The organism is Rathayibacter sp. AY1C1 (genome assembly GCF_002932105.1).
GTDB lineage: Bacteria > Actinomycetota > Actinomycetes > Actinomycetales > Microbacteriaceae > Rathayibacter.
Window position 1 is genome coordinate 65,988 of record NZ_PSWH01000002.1, and the last position, 12,959, is coordinate 78,946.

The following is a 12,959-nucleotide window of genomic DNA, read 5'->3' on the forward strand; positions in this document are numbered from 1 at the left end:
GCATTCCGCGGATCCGCCCCCTGCAATAGAGTCGCGGCGTGAGCTACGACGCCGCCCCCGCCCGCTACGACCGCATGGACTACCGACGCACCGGACGGAGCGGCCTGCTGCTGCCCGCCCTGTCGCTGGGCCTCTGGCACAACTTCGGATCCGACCGCTCCCTCGACACGCAGCGCGCGATCCTCCGCCGCGCGTTCGACCTGGGCGTCACCCACTTCGACCTCGCGAACAACTACGGACCGCCCTACGGCGCCGCCGAGACGGCCTTCGGCCGCATCCTCGCGGAGGACCTCCGCCCGTACCGAGACGAGATCGTCATCTCGTCCAAGGCCGGATACGACATGTGGCCCGGCCCGTACGGGGACGGCGGCTCGCGCAAGTACCTGCTCTCCTCGCTCGACCAGAGCCTGCAGCGGATCGGCGTCGACTACGTGGACGTCTTCTACTCGCACCGTCCGGACCCGGAGACTCCGATCGAGGAGACCATGGGCGCTCTCGTCTCGGCGGTGGAGTCGGGCAAGGCGCTCTACGCCGGCATCTCGAACTACTCGCCCGAGCAGACCCGGGCCGCGCAGGCGGCACTGGCGGGCAGCGGAGTCCCGCTCCTCCTGCACCAGCCCCGCTACTCGCTCTTCGACCGCGGACCCGAGGACGGCCTCTTCCCCGTGCTCGACGAGCTCGGCACCGGCTGCATCGTCTTCTCGCCGCTGGCGCAGGGGCTCCTGACGGACCGCTACCTCGACGGCACCGTGCCGGAGGGGTCCCGTGCGGCGACGTCGCGCTTCCTCTCCTCCGACCGGATCGACGAGGCGTACCTGACGCGCGCCCGCGGCCTGAACGCGATCGCGCAGCAGCGCGGCCAGTCGCTGGCCCAGCTCGCCCTGAGCTGGGTGCTCCGGGTGCCCACCGTCACGAGCGCCATCATCGGCGCGTCGAGCGTCGCGCAGCTCGAGCAGAACGTCGCCGCGCTGGACGCCGGCCCCCTCTCGCAGGAGGAGATCGACGCGATCGAGGAGTTCGCGGTGCACGGCACGACCCTGCGCTGACGCCCCGGCGGGGATGTCGGTGGTCGGCCGTAGTCTGCGACAGCACTCGGCCGGTGGGTGCTCCGAGACTCGAGCAGGAGGAACCGATGTCCCTGTCCACGCTGCACGCCACCCGCACCCCGCCGACGCTCACCCGGGTCAACGCCCGGCTGTGGCGCGTGAGCACCGGCTCGGGCGCCGTGGTCGGTCACATCGAGCTGGTCGAGGATCCGCTCGGCGAGCGGTACCGCGCCCGGCTGCTGCGGGCGGGCATGCCCGCCGGCGCCGAGATCGGCGAGTTCTGGAGCGTCGACGACGCGATCGAGGTCTTCCGCGTCGCCTGACGCGCCGATCCGCCCGGTCGGCGGCGTGCCGACCGGGCCGAGGCGACCGCCCCGGATAGCGTTCGCCCCATGCAGTGGTGGAACGAGTTCATGTCCTGGATCCGCACGAGCGACGGGCACCAGGCGGTCTTCACGGCCGCTGTGGTCCTGCTGGCCGTGGTGGTCGGAGCGATCGTGATCGGCTCCGTCTTCCGGGCGTCCATCGCGCGCCTCATCCGTCAGCAGGATCACGAGCGGAAGAACGCGGTCATCGCGACGCTCGTCGACGCCGCGGTCGACGCCTCGGCCTGGAACGTCCTCAGCAGCCCGGAGCGCGTCCTCAGCGACCGCGCGTCCGCGCAGGCCGAGACGCACCTGCGCCTCCTGCCCGTCAAGGGCTCCGGAGTCGCGGCCAACTGGGCCGCTCACGAGCTCGCCGAGCTGAAGCACACGTCGAGCACCGGCGGATACCAGACGCAGGCGAGCGTGGGCGAGTTCCGCGACCGCCTCGTGCAGTGGCGGGACAAGCCCGGACGCGCCCGGAAGGCCTTCCTCGCCGACCTCGAGCGCTGGCGCTTCTCGGAGACGGGTCGAGACCGCTCCGCCGAGCCCGCTCCGTCGTCCGATCGGGCCCCGAGCACCTCCGAGGCCGCTTCCCAGCGCACCGCTCCCCCGGCCGCCGGATCGACCGCCGCCGCACCGACCGCCGTCGCACCGGTCGTCGTCGGGGCGGGCTCCGCCTCCGGCTCTGCAGCCCCGCAGACGCCCACGATCGTCCTCCCCGCGTCGGCCGGGGACGCCTCGCAGGAGGAGACCCGCCGCCTGCTCGCCGACGTCGACCGCCTGGAGGTGCCGTCGCGCGAGCGTCCCGTGGAGGAGCTGCCGCCCGTCGACCCGCAGCGCTCGGCTCCTGCCGCCGAGCCGCAGCCGGACGCGGAGCACGACGCGACGCCGTCGGCTCCGGCCGACGGAGACCGCGACGACGTGCCGGCCGACGACGAGGCGGTCGTCCGGGCGGACGAGGCCCGGTTCGAGCGGTCCGCCTCGGACGACGACCGAGGCCAGGACCGCAGCTCGGTCTGAGTGCTCCCGACCACAGAGAAGGCCCCGATCGCGACTGCGATCGGGGCCTTCTCTGTGGTGCGGGCGGTGCGTGTACTGACTAGCTGTGTGCATCACGTGCACGGGCGACTCGGCCGACCAGTACGGCGAGGGGCGCCGCGACGATCGTCCACGCGACGGCGATTCCACCGAGGATGGCGAGGAGCAGCATGGTCGTACCTCCGTTCGTTACGTCGTTGTAATTCCGGACACCCCAAGACTAGGTGCCTGAATGACACTCAAACGACTTCGGGTGGGAAACACGCCGGTGTTGCCTCCGATTTGCCGGTGTGTTACTGGTGGAGCGACCGCGAGTCCTCGTCCGAGGGTCACCGGAGCGGAGGAAAACCCCGTGGGTGCCGGGCGTCACTCCTCGGAGGAGCGCAGCGCCGCCCGAGGAGAGGCCGCGACGCGGTCGAAGGACGGGCGCGAGGCGTCGACGCTGATCCGCACGCCACCGGGACAAGACTAGGGACGGCGACCGGCGCGCTCCCGATCCGATGGTGCCCCCGGCAGGAATCGAACCTGCGACCAAGAGATTAGAAGGCTCCTGCTCTATCCGCTGAGCTACGGGGGCGGACTGCGACCACGATACCGAAGCGCAGGGGCCGCGCCCGCCGGGGCCTAGGCGCCCCGGACGAGTCCCAGCACTCCCACGACCAGGGAGACCACGGCGAGGGCGAGCGACACGCCGATGAGCACCGTGTGCACGCGGAGGAAGGTCGTCGCGCGGCCGTCCGCGTCGCGCGCCCGCGGGTCCTTGCGGACGCGGCGGAGGAAGGGCGGCCAGACGATCGCGTTCCACACGGCGTTGACGATCAGGAGGCAGCAGGCGAGCGTGATCACGAGGGTCCAGTGTAGGAGGAGCGAGGCGGCCGGACCGGGTGTCGGCGGCCGCCGATAGACTGCCCCGCATGAGTAGCGCCCCCGACCGTCTTGTCTGGATCGACTGCGAGATGACGGGGCTCGACCTCTCCGTCGACGAGCTCGTCGAGATCGCCGTCGTCGTCACCGACTTCGAGCTGAACCCGCTCGACGAGGGGCTCTCCCTCGTCATCCGGCCCGACGCGACCGCGCTCGAGAACATGGGCGACTTCGTCCGGTCGATGCACGAGACCTCCGGGCTGCTGGTCGAGATCCCCTCCGGCGTCAGCGTCGCGGAGGCCGAGTACGAGGTGCTGGAGTACGTGCTGAAGCACGTCCCGGCGGAGCAGCAGGCCCCCCTCGCCGGCAACTCGATCGGCACCGACCGCGCCTTCCTCGCGAAGTTCATGCCGCGCCTCGACGGCCACCTGCACTACCGCAACGTCGACGTCAGCACGATCAAGGAGCTGGCACGGCGGTGGTTCCCGCGCATCTACTTCAACGCGCCCAAGAAGCACGGCGGACACCGCGCCCTCGCCGACATCCTCGAGAGCATCCGCGAGCTGCAGTACTACCGCCGTGCCGTGTTCGTGGAGCAGCCAGGGCCGAGCACCGCCGAGGTGCAGGCCGTGTCGGCCGCCGTCGTGGACGAGTTCGCCTCCCGGATGTAGTACTCTCGTACAGTTGCTTCGGCGGGTCACCCCGCCGGAACACGCTCCTGGTGGGTATAGCTCAGTTGGCAGAGCGCCTGGTTGTGGTCTAGGAGGTCGCGGGTTCGAGCCCCGTTACTCACCCCAGTGGCTGTGCACGCAGCGGAAGAGGCCCGGAGTTCCGACTCCGGGCCTCTTCGCACATCCGGCGACCGGCAGCGATCGCCGACGCAGAGAGGTCCCGGATGCTCGAGCTGGACGAGGACGCCTTCGAAGCCCTGGTGATCTCCGAGCTCGACGCGCTCCCGGACGACATGGTCGACGGGCTCGACAACGTCGTGTTCGTCGTGGAGGACCGGCCCGAGGACGGGACCCTGGATCTGCTCGGCTACTACGACGGCGTCGCTCTCACCGAGCGCGAGCGCTACGGCTTCGGCGAGATGCCCGACCGCATCGTGCTGTTCCGCGAGCCGCACCTCGCCGCGTGCGACGATCTGGACGCGCTGCGCGACGAGATCCACGTCACCCTCGTCCACGAGATCGCGCACTTCTACGGCATCGACGACGACCGGCTGCACGAGCTCGGCTGGGCCTGATCGCCGCCGAGGGAGAGCCCCCACCGGCATCCGCGCGTCGCCCCGCTCGGAGGGGACCCCTCAGCCGCGCACCGCTCCCCCGCCGCCCGTGTCCAGCACGAGGTCGGCGTTCTCCCGGGGCCGCTCCCGAGCGCAGTAGGAGCGGAAGTCGCGGTCCCAGGCGTCCCAGTGCGGAGCGAAGAGCTCGCCGTCGCGCTCGAGCGCGCGCACGCGCCGCACCTCGTCGTCGGCCTCGAGCCAGACCACCAGATCGGCGTGGCGGCGCGCGGCGGCGCCGGCCGATCCGCAGCCCTCGAGCACGAGAAGCGGCTCGCGGACAACGCGGCGCCCGGCCGTCGTCCCCGCGGCCCAGTTCCAGGGCCGCCAGTGCGCCGCGAGGCCGAGGCCGTGGGGGCGGATGAGCGTCCCGGCCGTCTCCCGCGACGCCCGGTCCAGGCCCGTCCAGCCGGGGTAGAGGTCGTCCATCCGCACGAGCGCGACCGACGATGCCGCCGGCGCGAGACGGAGCTGCTCGACCAGCGCGCGCGCGAACGTCGACTTGCCGGAGCCGCTCGGTCCGTCCAGCACCACCGTCCGACGGCGACGCGCGATCAGCGAGCGGGCGAGGTCGCCCGCCGTCCGATCCGTCAGCGGCAGGATCCGCTCAGCCATGCAGGACGAAGCTCCAGGAGCCGGTGACGACGGCGGCGGTCACGGCGACGGCAGCGATCAGCACTCCGCCCGCGAGCAGCAGGAGGTCGCCGGCTCCGAGGCGCGACTGCCGCGCCCAGGTGCGCGGGACGCCGGAGCCGAAGCCCTTCGCCTCCATCGCCGTCGCGAGCCTGCTCCCCCGCCGGATGGCCAGCACGAGCAGCGAGAACGTGCGGGCCGCGAGGCTGCGGAGCGCCTCGATGGGCCCGCGGCCGTCGGCGACCCCGCGGGCCCGGCGGGCCATCGACAGGGTGCGCCAGTCGTCGACGAGCAGACCGACGAGCCGCATGCCGGCGAGAGCGCCGAGCACGAAGCGCGAGGGCAGGCGCAGGATCTGCGCGAGGCCGTCCGCCAGGTCCGTCGGGTCGGTGGTGGCGATGAGGACCACGCTCGGCAGTCCGATCGCCAGGACGCGCAGCGCGATGGCCAGCCCGAGGGCGACGGATCCCTCTGTGACCGACACGATGAGGAACTCCGCGTAGACGGCGCCGCTGTCGCGCCCGTAGAGGACTGTCGAGAGGCCGGCGAGCGGAGCCGCGATCCAGACGGGAGCCGTCCGCCGCACGAGCTCACCCGCTCGGAGCCCCGCGAAGGGCAGAACCAGCAGCTCGAGCGCCAGCGCCGTCGCCGCGGAGACCGCATCGACCGTGAGGAGGAGCGCGAACGCGATGACCAGGCTGGCGAGGAGCTTGGCGACCGGGTTGGCCCGGGCGATCCGGCTGCGCGCGGGAACGGAGTCGAGGAGCGTCATCCCGACACCGCCTCGCGGGCGCCGAGGGTGACGACCGAGTCGGCGAAGGCGGCGACCAGCGCCTCGTCGTGGGTGACGGCGAGCACCGCCGTGCCCGCGTCGCGCTGCTCGGCGAGGAGGTCGACGAGCACCTCCCAGGTCAGGCGGTCCTGTCCGAACGTCGGCTCGTCGAGGACGAGCACGGACGGCGACCGGGTGAGGGCGGACGCGACGGCCAGGCGCCGCTTCTCGCCTCCGGAGAGGGTGAACGGATTGGCGTCGGCGAGGTGCGCGAGGCCGAGGCGCTCCAGGAGCTCCTCCGCCCGATGCCGCTCCGTCTCGTCGCGGGCGCCCAGCGCCAGCTCGGCGCGCACGCGAGCGGTGAGGAACTGGTGCTCCGGCTCCTGGAACACCATCGCGATCCGTCCGGCGAGCTGAGCCGAGGTCCAGCCGATCGGCTCCGGGCCCGCACCGGCGCGGAGCGACTCGGAGGCGGTCACCCGCCCCGCGACCGGCGGCAGGAGACCGGCCAGCGTGAGCGCGAGGGTCGACTTCCCCGCGCCGTTGGGTCCCAGCACGGCCGTGGCCCGCGCGGAGTCGACGGCGAGCTCGAGCCCCGAGGCCACGATGGTCGAGCGGCGGCGCCCGAGGACGGGCCGGCCGATGGCGAGGTCGTGCGCGCTCAGGGCGGCGGGCGAGGGCAGCACGCTCGCCCCGCGCCGGGCGGGGGTGTCACCGGGCAGCCAGACGCCGGAGGCGCGGAGCACGTCGTGCGTTCGATCGAGGACCTCGACCGGAGCGCCGTCGGCGACGACCGCGCCGTCCCGCCCGAGCACCACGACCCGGTCGACGAGGCCGACCCACACGTCGACCCGGTGCTCGACGACGATCAGCGTCGCCCCCGTGCGGGCGGCCGTGCGCTCCACCGCCGCCCGCACCTCGCGTACACCGTCCGGATCGAGGTTGGCGGTGGGCTCGTCGAGGAGCAGGAGCCGCGGACGCATGGCGAGCACACCCGCCAGGGCGAGCCTCTGCTTCTGCCCGCCCGAGAGCGCCGAGGTGGAGTGGTCCAACGGCACGTCGAGACCGACGTCGCCGAGCGCCTCCCGCACCCGCGCGGGGATCTCCTCGCGCGGCACGCCGAGGTTCTCGCAGGCGAACGCGACGTCGTCGCCGACCCGCGCCAGGACCGCCTGAGTGTCCGGATCCTGTAGCACGAGCCCCGCGACACCGCGCCGGGTGAGCGGCGCCGCTCCGTCGATCTCGAGCTCGCCGGCCGCGGAGCCGTCCTCCTCCCCGCCGAGGACGCCGGCCAGGGCGTGCAGCAGCGTGCTCTTTCCCGCGCCGGAGGGGCCGAGGAGCAGCACGCGCTCCCCCGGCTCCAGCGCGAGATCGAGGCCGGAGAGGGCGTCGCGGGAGCGTCCCGCGTGCCGCCAGCTCCAGCCCCGCGCCCGGACGGAGGCGCCGCTCATCGAGCGCCCGCGCCGGCTCCCTCGACCGTCCGGCCCTCGCGCCCGGAGGCGAAGCGGTCCAGCGCTCCCGAGGCCGCGAGCCCCCGCACCGCGAACCAGGACAGCAGCCCGGCCAGGAGCGCGCCCGAGACGATCGAGGAGGCGACGTAGACGGTCTTGAAGAGCGCGTCGTTGACGGCGTAGTACGACAGCAGGTCGTTGATCGCGAGGGCCAGCCCGGCACCGGCACCGGCCAGCATCGCGACGAGCGGACGGCCGCTGCGGTAGAGGAAGAGCGCCAGGACGATCTCCGCGCCGAGTCCCTGCACGAGTCCGGAGATCAGCACGGTGAAGCCCCACTGGGTGCCGATCAGAGCCGACACGGCCGCGGCGACCAGCTCGGTGTAGAGCGCGGCTCCGGGCTTGCGGATGATCAGGCCGCCGAGGACGCCGGCGAAGAGCCAGCCGCCGCCGAGGAGCCCGCCGAGCCCGGGCAGGAACTCGAAGGCGAGGCCGAGGACGTTCGTCGCCAGGCCCCAGGCCCAGAAGACGATCCCGCTCGCGACGGCGACGACGCTCGCCACCACGATGTCGACGACCCGCCAGCGCAGATCGCGCCGGGCCGGGGCGGAGGAGGTGAGGTTCTGCGCGTTCGTGTTCTGCGCGTTCGTGTTCTGCGCGTTCGTGTTCTGCGCGTTCGTTTTCTGCACTGACGTGCCCTTTCGTGGAAGCGAATGGAGGGCACGGGTTGGTAAGAGGAGATCGAAACGTTCCTTCGCTGGCATGACCCAGATCAGGTTCGACGGTCGAAGGCTGCTGCCTTCCTCTCAGCCCGGTGCACCGGACTCCCGTGTTCGTCGGCAATCATAGACGTCATGTCGTGGTCGGTGGTCGTCGTCCTGGCCGTGCTGCTGATCGTTCTGCTGCAGGCTCTGCTCTGGCAGCGCCGTGCGCGGATCCGCCGCGAGCTGCTCAGCTACGGCACGCGGGTGCCCGCGCGCGTCGTCGGGCCGGATCCGGCACGCGGCGATCGCGATTCGGCACGGGATCTGGGCAGGCTCCTGGTCGTCTACCGGACCGCCGAGGGTGTGGAGAAGCGCGCGCAGAAGTACCCGCTGAAGCGGGGGGACGCGTGGATGGCCGGTGAGCCCGCCGCGGTGATCTACGACCCCCGCCGGCCGGACGACGCCGAGCGTCTGATCGTCGGCTTCGGCCGGACGAAGAAGAAGTGGTACCCCGCGCGCCAGCAGCGCGCCAGCTGACGCGGGGCCGCTCCGGCTACTTCTTGAGGGCGCGGATGATGCGCGCGAGGGCCTTGCCGGTCACCCACACGAAGGGGATGCCGACGGCGAGGACCGAGATCACGTTCGGCTGGAACCGCAGGCCGAGGTCGTCCTTGATGTACGCGCCGATCGGGATGACCGTGGCGCCGCCGCCTCCGCCGCCGCCCTCCTGGCCGTCCTCGGAGCCGCTGCCTCCGCCGAAGCCGAACCAGCGGAGGGCGACGGGGACGAGCGAGACGCCGTCGACGGTGACGGGCTCGCCGTAGATCGTCGCGGTACCCGCGGTGGTGACGGTGTCGGCCAGGGAGACTGCGATGTTGGGCATGGTGCGACGGTACTCCGCGGCTCTCCGCGGCGACAAGCGGCCCGCCGGGGCGCACAGGACTCGTCCATGGACCTCCGGGGACCTGCTGCCATGATCGACGGATGTCCGCCCGCACCCGCCGCCGCCGCCCCGTGCGCTCGGCCGCGGTGGCGGTCGCGAGCCTCGTGCTCGCCGCCTTCCTCGCCTTCCACCGCGCGCTGCCCGATCCGATCGGCTGGCTGTCGGTCCTCGAGGTCGGGATCCCGTGGACGGGGCTCCTCGTGCTGCTCCTCATCGCGGCCGCGGCGGCCCTCCGGTCGCGCCGGACGGCGGCCGCGGTCACCGTGCTGGCGATGGTCTACGGCGTGCTGGTGCTGCCGGTCGCGCTTCCGGCGCCGGCCGTGCGCTCCGGCTCGTTCACCGTCGTCAGCCAGAACATCGAGACGAGCAGCGACGCCGGTGGGCTGGCCGCCTCGCTCGCCGCCCGCGGCCCCGACGTGATCGCGCTGCAGGAGCTCGACGGAGACGCCGTGGACGCGGTCGACGCCGAGCTGGCCGACGAGTACCCGTACTCGTCCGTCTCGAGCACCGTCGGCGTCTGGAGCCGGACCGAGCTGACCGACGAGGAGCCGCTCGACCTCGGTCTCGGCTGGGAGCGCGCGCTCGCCGTCGACGTCGACACGCCGGTCGGCAGCGCGCGCCTGTTCGTGGTGCACCTGGCCTCGTTCCGGCCGGGCGACCACGAGGAGCGGGACACCATGCTCTCGAACCTCGCCACCGCTCTTCGAGACGACGCGTCGGAGCGGACACTGGTCATCGGCGATTTCAACACGCCGACGGACGACCACCTGTTCGCTCCGGTGCTGGCGGAGGCGGGCCTCGTCCGCACGGGCGGAGTCGGCTTCCCGGCGACCTGGCCGTCCCTGCTGCCGCTCGTCTCGCTCGACCACGCGCTCGCCGACGGCGTCACCGCCGCGACCGTCGCGGTCCTGCCGCCGAACGGCTCCGACCACCGCCCGATCAGTCTGACGATCGGTTCCGCGTAGCGAGCGTGTCGCTGAGGTCGATCCCCTTGGCCGACTCGGGAGCCGACCTGGACAGGAGCGAGGCGGGACGCACGGCCCCGGAGCCGAAGCGGGCGGCCACGCCGTCGACCGCGAGCTCCGCGTCGCGCCAGTCGTCGGAGTCGCTCCACAGGGAGAACGCGACGTCGTCGCCCTCGACCAGCTGCTCGCCGCGCACGCCGATCAGCCGCACGGGCCGCCGCATCGGGTTGGCCGCCTCGAGGAGCGCGGAGGAGGCCTCGTAGAGGACCCGGGCCACGTCCGTCGCCTCGACGAGCGTGCGGGAGCGGGTGAGGGTGCTGAAGTCGCCGAAGCGCACCTTCACCGCGACGGTGCGGCAGCGCACTCCCGAGCGGCGCATCCGCACGGCGACCTTGTCGCAGAGCCGCAGCAGCTCACGACGGACGAGCTCGGGGTCGGCCACGTCGTCGGCGAACGTGATCTCGTGTCCGGCGCTCTTCTCGATCTGGCGGGTGTCGACCGGCCGCGGATCCACCCCGTTCGCCAGGGCGTGCAGGCGCCTCCCGGTCGCCTCGCCGAGGGCGGACACCAGCGACGGCAGCGGGGTGGTCGCGACGTCGGCGACGGTGCGCAGACCGCGGCGCAGAAGCGCCTCCTCCGTGCTCGCGCCGACTCCCCACAGCGCGCTCACGGGCAGCGGATCGAGGAACTCGCGGACGCCGTCGGCGGGGACGACCAGCAGACCGTCGGGCTTGGAGCGGCCGGAGGCGAGCTTGGCGACGAACTTGGTGCTGGCGATCCCGACCGAGCAGGTCAGCCCGAGCTCGGCGTGCACCCGGCGGCGGATCTCGGTGCCGATCGCGTACGGCGAGCCCGAGATGCGGCGGGCACCCGCGACGTCGAGGAACGCCTCGTCGATGCTCAGACGCTCGACCAGCGGCGTGAAGGAGTCGAAGATCGCCATGACGCGGCGAGAGGCCTCGCGGTAGCGCTCCATGTGCGGCTCGAGGACCACGGCCTGCGGGCAGCGGCGGAGGGCGACCGCCATGGGCATCGCCGAGTTGACGCCGTAGCGGCGCGCCTCGTACGTCGCCGCTGTGACGACGGAGCGCGCTCCATGGTGGCCCACGATGACCGGCCTCCCGCGCAGATCCGGCCGGTCGAGCAGCTCGACGGAGGCGAAGAACGCGTCCATGTCGATGTGCATGATGCTCGCGCGCGGGTCGTCGAAGGGCTCGGTCGTGACCTGCCGCCCCGTGCCGTCCTGCTTGCTCACGCGGTGCCGTCCTGCTTGCTCACGCGGTGCCGTCCTGCTTGCTCACGCGGTGCCGTCCTGCTCGCTCACGCCGTGCCGTCCTGCCTGCTCACGCCGCTCCGTCCTGCTCGACCACACCTCCGGACATGATCGCACCCACCACCGACATCGGCTTCCCGGCCGCTGCGCCCGGGCCGGCCGGGAATGAGCGCCGACCACTCGCGGTTGACCCGAGCACCACGACGCTCCGGAGAGACCATGACGCACGAGCAGCCCGACTCCCCCACCGCCACCGAGACCGGCCCCGGCGCCGAGATGAGCCGCTGGCTCGATCTGCAGGACCGCGCCCACCGCGCCTTCGAGCTCCGGCTGAGCGCCGTCGAGGACTGGTCGGCCCCCACGCCCGACACCGAGTGGGACACGCGCGCGCTCGTGCTGCACGTCGTCCGCGAGCAGCAGCGCGCGCACACGCTCCTCTCGGGCGGCGACGAGTCGGCGCTGCGCCTCGAGTCCGTCGCCACCGATCTGAGGAGCGAGTGGCGCCGCGTGACCGACCGCCTGCGCGTCGCTGTCCGCACCGTCGACCCGGCGGCGACCGTGCAGCTGGGGCGCGACACCGTCAGCGCCGTCGAGCTGCTGCAGGAGCAGACGGCCGATGTGACCGTCCACGCCTGGGACCTCGCCCGCGCGACCGGCAGCGACGAGCGGCTGGACGAGGAGCTCGTCGCAGCGGTCTGGGAGCTCTTCGCACCCCAGGAGGAGACCCTGCGCGCGAGCGGCCTCTACGCCGCGCCCGTGCCGGTCGACGACGCCGCCTCCCTCCAGAGCCGCCTGCTCGCCATCACAGGACGCGACGACCGCCTCGCCGCCTGACGGCCCGGCGCCCGGACGCCGTCAAGGCCTGGGGGCGTCCAGGGACGCCGCGGCAGGATGGAGGGGACCACGAACACGGGGCGACCCGCCCCGACGAGGAGAGGAACGTCCATGACACGCATCGCCGTCATCGGAGCCCACGGCAAGGTGGGGCAGCAGATCCTGCACCTGCTCTACGACGCCGGCCACGAGTCGGTCGGAGTGATCCGCAACCCCGATCACGCCGAGGACATCGTCCGGCTGGGCGGCGAGCCGCTCGTGCACGACCTCGAGGACACGACGCCCGAGGCCTTCGCCGAGGCGCTGGGCCACGTCGACGGCATGGTCTTCACCGCCGGAGCCGGACCCGACTCGGGCCCGGAGCGCAAGCGCACCGTCGACCTGGGGGCGTCCGTCCTCAGCCAGAAGGCCGCCGCGATCGTCGGGGTCCAGCACTTCGTGCAGGTCAGCGCGATCGGTGTGGACGAGCCGCTCCCCGAGGACACGGAGGAGGGCTGGAAGGCCTACGTCGAGGCCAAGCGCGACGCCGACGCGGCACTGCGCGACTCCGGCCTCGACTACACGATCCTCCGCCCGGGCGGGCTGACGGACGACGAGGGCACCGGCACGATCACGCTCGGCACCTCCGTCGAGAAGGGGAGCATCCCGCGAGCGGACGTCGCCGCGACGGTGATCGCCGCCCTGGCGCAGCCGACCTCCATCGCGAAGACGTGGGAGATCGTCTCCGGTCCCACCCCGATCGAGGACGCGGTGGCTCAGGGAGCCTGAGCCCCGGCCCCTCCTCCTAGA

The 12,959-nt window shown here is 72.8% G+C and carries 16 protein-coding genes, 2 tRNA genes and 1 riboswitch; of the genes, 10 read left to right on the forward strand and 8 right to left on the reverse strand.

Annotation, left to right across the window (positions count from 1 at the left end; translation table 11 throughout):
* The first annotated feature begins 38 nt into the window (after positions 1-38).
* The 3 genes from C5C71_RS01505 to C5C71_RS01515 all read left to right on the forward strand — a co-directional run bounded on the left by C5C71_RS01505 (position 39) and on the right by C5C71_RS01515 (position 2,431).
* Positions 39-1,046 (forward strand): aldo/keto reductase, encoded by a 1,008-nt coding sequence (locus C5C71_RS01505; protein ID WP_104223714.1) that lies wholly within the window; start codon positions 39-41, stop codon positions 1,044-1,046.
* 86 nt (positions 1,047-1,132) lie between these two features.
* The gene (locus C5C71_RS01510) at positions 1,133-1,369 is read left to right on the forward strand and encodes a hypothetical protein (RefSeq protein WP_104336996.1); all 237 of its coding nucleotides are present in this window, start codon (positions 1,133-1,135) and stop codon (positions 1,367-1,369) included.
* Between the two features lie 69 nt (positions 1,370-1,438).
* Complete coding sequence (locus tag C5C71_RS01515; RefSeq protein WP_104336997.1) at positions 1,439-2,431, forward strand: hypothetical protein; 993 nt, start codon at positions 1,439-1,441, stop codon at positions 2,429-2,431.
* A gap of 519 nt (positions 2,432-2,950) precedes the next feature.
* Here C5C71_RS01515 and C5C71_RS01520 read toward each other — a convergent pair.
* Positions 2,951-3,026 (reverse strand) — tRNA-Arg (locus C5C71_RS01520).
* A gap of 47 nt (positions 3,027-3,073) precedes the next feature.
* The gene (locus C5C71_RS01525) at positions 3,074-3,295 is read right to left on the reverse strand and encodes an SCO4848 family membrane protein (protein ID WP_104223717.1); all 222 of its coding nucleotides are present in this window, start codon (positions 3,293-3,295) and stop codon (positions 3,074-3,076) included.
* A gap of 68 nt (positions 3,296-3,363) precedes the next feature.
* Here C5C71_RS01525 and orn point away from each other — a divergent pair, with 68 nt between their 5' ends.
* The 3 genes from orn (at position 3,364) to C5C71_RS01540 (ending at position 4,559) form a co-directional block, all read left to right on the forward strand.
* Positions 3,364-3,984: an oligoribonuclease gene (gene orn, locus C5C71_RS01530; RefSeq protein WP_104223718.1), complete on the forward strand. Its 621-nt coding sequence runs from the start codon at positions 3,364-3,366 to the stop codon at positions 3,982-3,984.
* A gap of 50 nt (positions 3,985-4,034) precedes the next feature.
* Positions 4,035-4,110, forward strand: a tRNA-His gene (locus tag C5C71_RS01535).
* 98 nt (positions 4,111-4,208) lie between these two features.
* The gene (locus C5C71_RS01540) at positions 4,209-4,559 is read left to right on the forward strand and encodes a metallopeptidase family protein (protein ID WP_104223719.1); all 351 of its coding nucleotides are present in this window, start codon (positions 4,209-4,211) and stop codon (positions 4,557-4,559) included.
* Between the two features lie 60 nt (positions 4,560-4,619).
* Here C5C71_RS01540 and C5C71_RS01545 read toward each other — a convergent pair whose 3' ends face one another.
* From C5C71_RS01545 to C5C71_RS01560, 4 genes are read right to left on the reverse strand one after another with little or no spacing between them, the layout of a single operon-like run.
* Positions 4,620-5,210: a hypothetical protein gene (locus C5C71_RS01545; RefSeq protein ID WP_104336998.1), complete on the reverse strand. Its 591-nt coding sequence runs from the start codon at positions 5,208-5,210 to the stop codon at positions 4,620-4,622.
* A complete protein-coding gene (locus C5C71_RS01550) occupies positions 5,203-6,000 on the reverse strand; it encodes an energy-coupling factor transporter transmembrane protein EcfT (RefSeq protein WP_104336999.1) in 798 nt (265 codons plus the stop codon). Before C5C71_RS01550 ends, C5C71_RS01545 begins: the two co-directional genes overlap by 8 nt.
* Complete coding sequence (locus C5C71_RS01555; RefSeq protein WP_104337000.1) at positions 5,997-7,451, reverse strand: ABC transporter ATP-binding protein; 1,455 nt, start codon at positions 7,449-7,451, stop codon at positions 5,997-5,999. The genes C5C71_RS01550 and C5C71_RS01555 overlap by 4 nt, the downstream gene beginning before the upstream one ends.
* Entirely contained in the window at positions 7,448-8,140 is a 693-nt protein-coding gene (locus C5C71_RS01560) for an ECF transporter S component (protein ID WP_374954285.1), read from the reverse strand. Before C5C71_RS01560 ends, C5C71_RS01555 begins: the two co-directional genes overlap by 4 nt.
* A gap of 43 nt (positions 8,141-8,183) precedes the next feature.
* Positions 8,184-8,291, reverse strand: a riboswitch (TPP riboswitch).
* 14 nt (positions 8,292-8,305) lie between these two features.
* Between C5C71_RS01560 and C5C71_RS01565 the strand changes: the two genes are divergently transcribed.
* Complete coding sequence (locus C5C71_RS01565) at positions 8,306-8,692, forward strand: DUF3592 domain-containing protein (RefSeq protein WP_104223723.1); 387 nt, start codon at positions 8,306-8,308, stop codon at positions 8,690-8,692.
* A gap of 16 nt (positions 8,693-8,708) precedes the next feature.
* Here the strand turns inward: C5C71_RS01565 and C5C71_RS01570 are convergent, their stop codons facing one another.
* A complete protein-coding gene (locus C5C71_RS01570; RefSeq protein ID WP_104223724.1) occupies positions 8,709-9,038 on the reverse strand; it encodes a hypothetical protein in 330 nt (109 codons plus the stop codon).
* A 101-nt stretch (positions 9,039-9,139) separates the two neighbouring features.
* Between C5C71_RS01570 and C5C71_RS01575 the strand changes: the two genes are divergently transcribed.
* Positions 9,140-10,063 (forward strand): endonuclease/exonuclease/phosphatase family protein, encoded by a 924-nt coding sequence (locus C5C71_RS01575; RefSeq protein ID WP_104226744.1) that lies wholly within the window; start codon positions 9,140-9,142, stop codon positions 10,061-10,063.
* Here the strand turns inward: C5C71_RS01575 and dinB are convergent.
* Complete coding sequence (dinB, locus tag C5C71_RS01580) at positions 10,038-11,318, reverse strand: DNA polymerase IV (RefSeq protein WP_104337001.1); 1,281 nt, start codon at positions 11,316-11,318, stop codon at positions 10,038-10,040. The genes C5C71_RS01575 and dinB overlap by 26 nt on opposite strands.
* Positions 11,319-11,555: 237 nt before the next feature.
* Between dinB and C5C71_RS01585 the strand changes: the two genes are divergently transcribed.
* Positions 11,556-12,170, forward strand: coding sequence for a TIGR03086 family metal-binding protein (locus C5C71_RS01585; RefSeq protein WP_258059445.1), 615 nt, complete (start codon positions 11,556-11,558; stop codon positions 12,168-12,170).
* 111 nt (positions 12,171-12,281) lie between these two features.
* A complete protein-coding gene (locus C5C71_RS01590; protein WP_104223727.1) occupies positions 12,282-12,938 on the forward strand; it encodes an SDR family oxidoreductase in 657 nt (218 codons plus the stop codon).
* Positions 12,939-12,959: the final 21 nt, after the last annotated feature.

Coding starts and splice junctions, on each gene's coding strand:
- C5C71_RS01555 (WP_104337000.1), bottom strand. CDS start 7,451: ATGAGCGGCGCCTCCGTCCGGGCGCGGGGCTGGAGCTGGCGGCACGCG.
- C5C71_RS01515 (WP_104336997.1), top strand. CDS start 1,439: ATGCAGTGGTGGAACGAGTTCATGTCCTGGATCCGCACGAGCGACGGG.
- C5C71_RS01565 (WP_104223723.1), top strand. CDS start 8,306: ATGTCGTGGTCGGTGGTCGTCGTCCTGGCCGTGCTGCTGATCGTTCTG.
- C5C71_RS01570 (WP_104223724.1), bottom strand. CDS start 9,038: ATGCCCAACATCGCAGTCTCCCTGGCCGACACCGTCACCACCGCGGGT.
- C5C71_RS01550 (WP_104336999.1), bottom strand. CDS start 6,000: ATGACGCTCCTCGACTCCGTTCCCGCGCGCAGCCGGATCGCCCGGGCC.
- C5C71_RS01575 (WP_104226744.1), top strand. CDS start 9,140: ATGTCCGCCCGCACCCGCCGCCGCCGCCCCGTGCGCTCGGCCGCGGTG.
- C5C71_RS01540 (WP_104223719.1), top strand. CDS start 4,209: ATGCTCGAGCTGGACGAGGACGCCTTCGAAGCCCTGGTGATCTCCGAG.
- C5C71_RS01590 (WP_104223727.1), top strand. CDS start 12,282: ATGACACGCATCGCCGTCATCGGAGCCCACGGCAAGGTGGGGCAGCAG.
- C5C71_RS01510 (WP_104336996.1), top strand. CDS start 1,133: ATGTCCCTGTCCACGCTGCACGCCACCCGCACCCCGCCGACGCTCACC.
- orn (WP_104223718.1), top strand. CDS start 3,364: ATGAGTAGCGCCCCCGACCGTCTTGTCTGGATCGACTGCGAGATGACG.
- C5C71_RS01545 (WP_104336998.1), bottom strand. CDS start 5,210: ATGGCTGAGCGGATCCTGCCGCTGACGGATCGGACGGCGGGCGACCTC.
- C5C71_RS01585 (WP_258059445.1), top strand. CDS start 11,556: ATGACGCACGAGCAGCCCGACTCCCCCACCGCCACCGAGACCGGCCCC.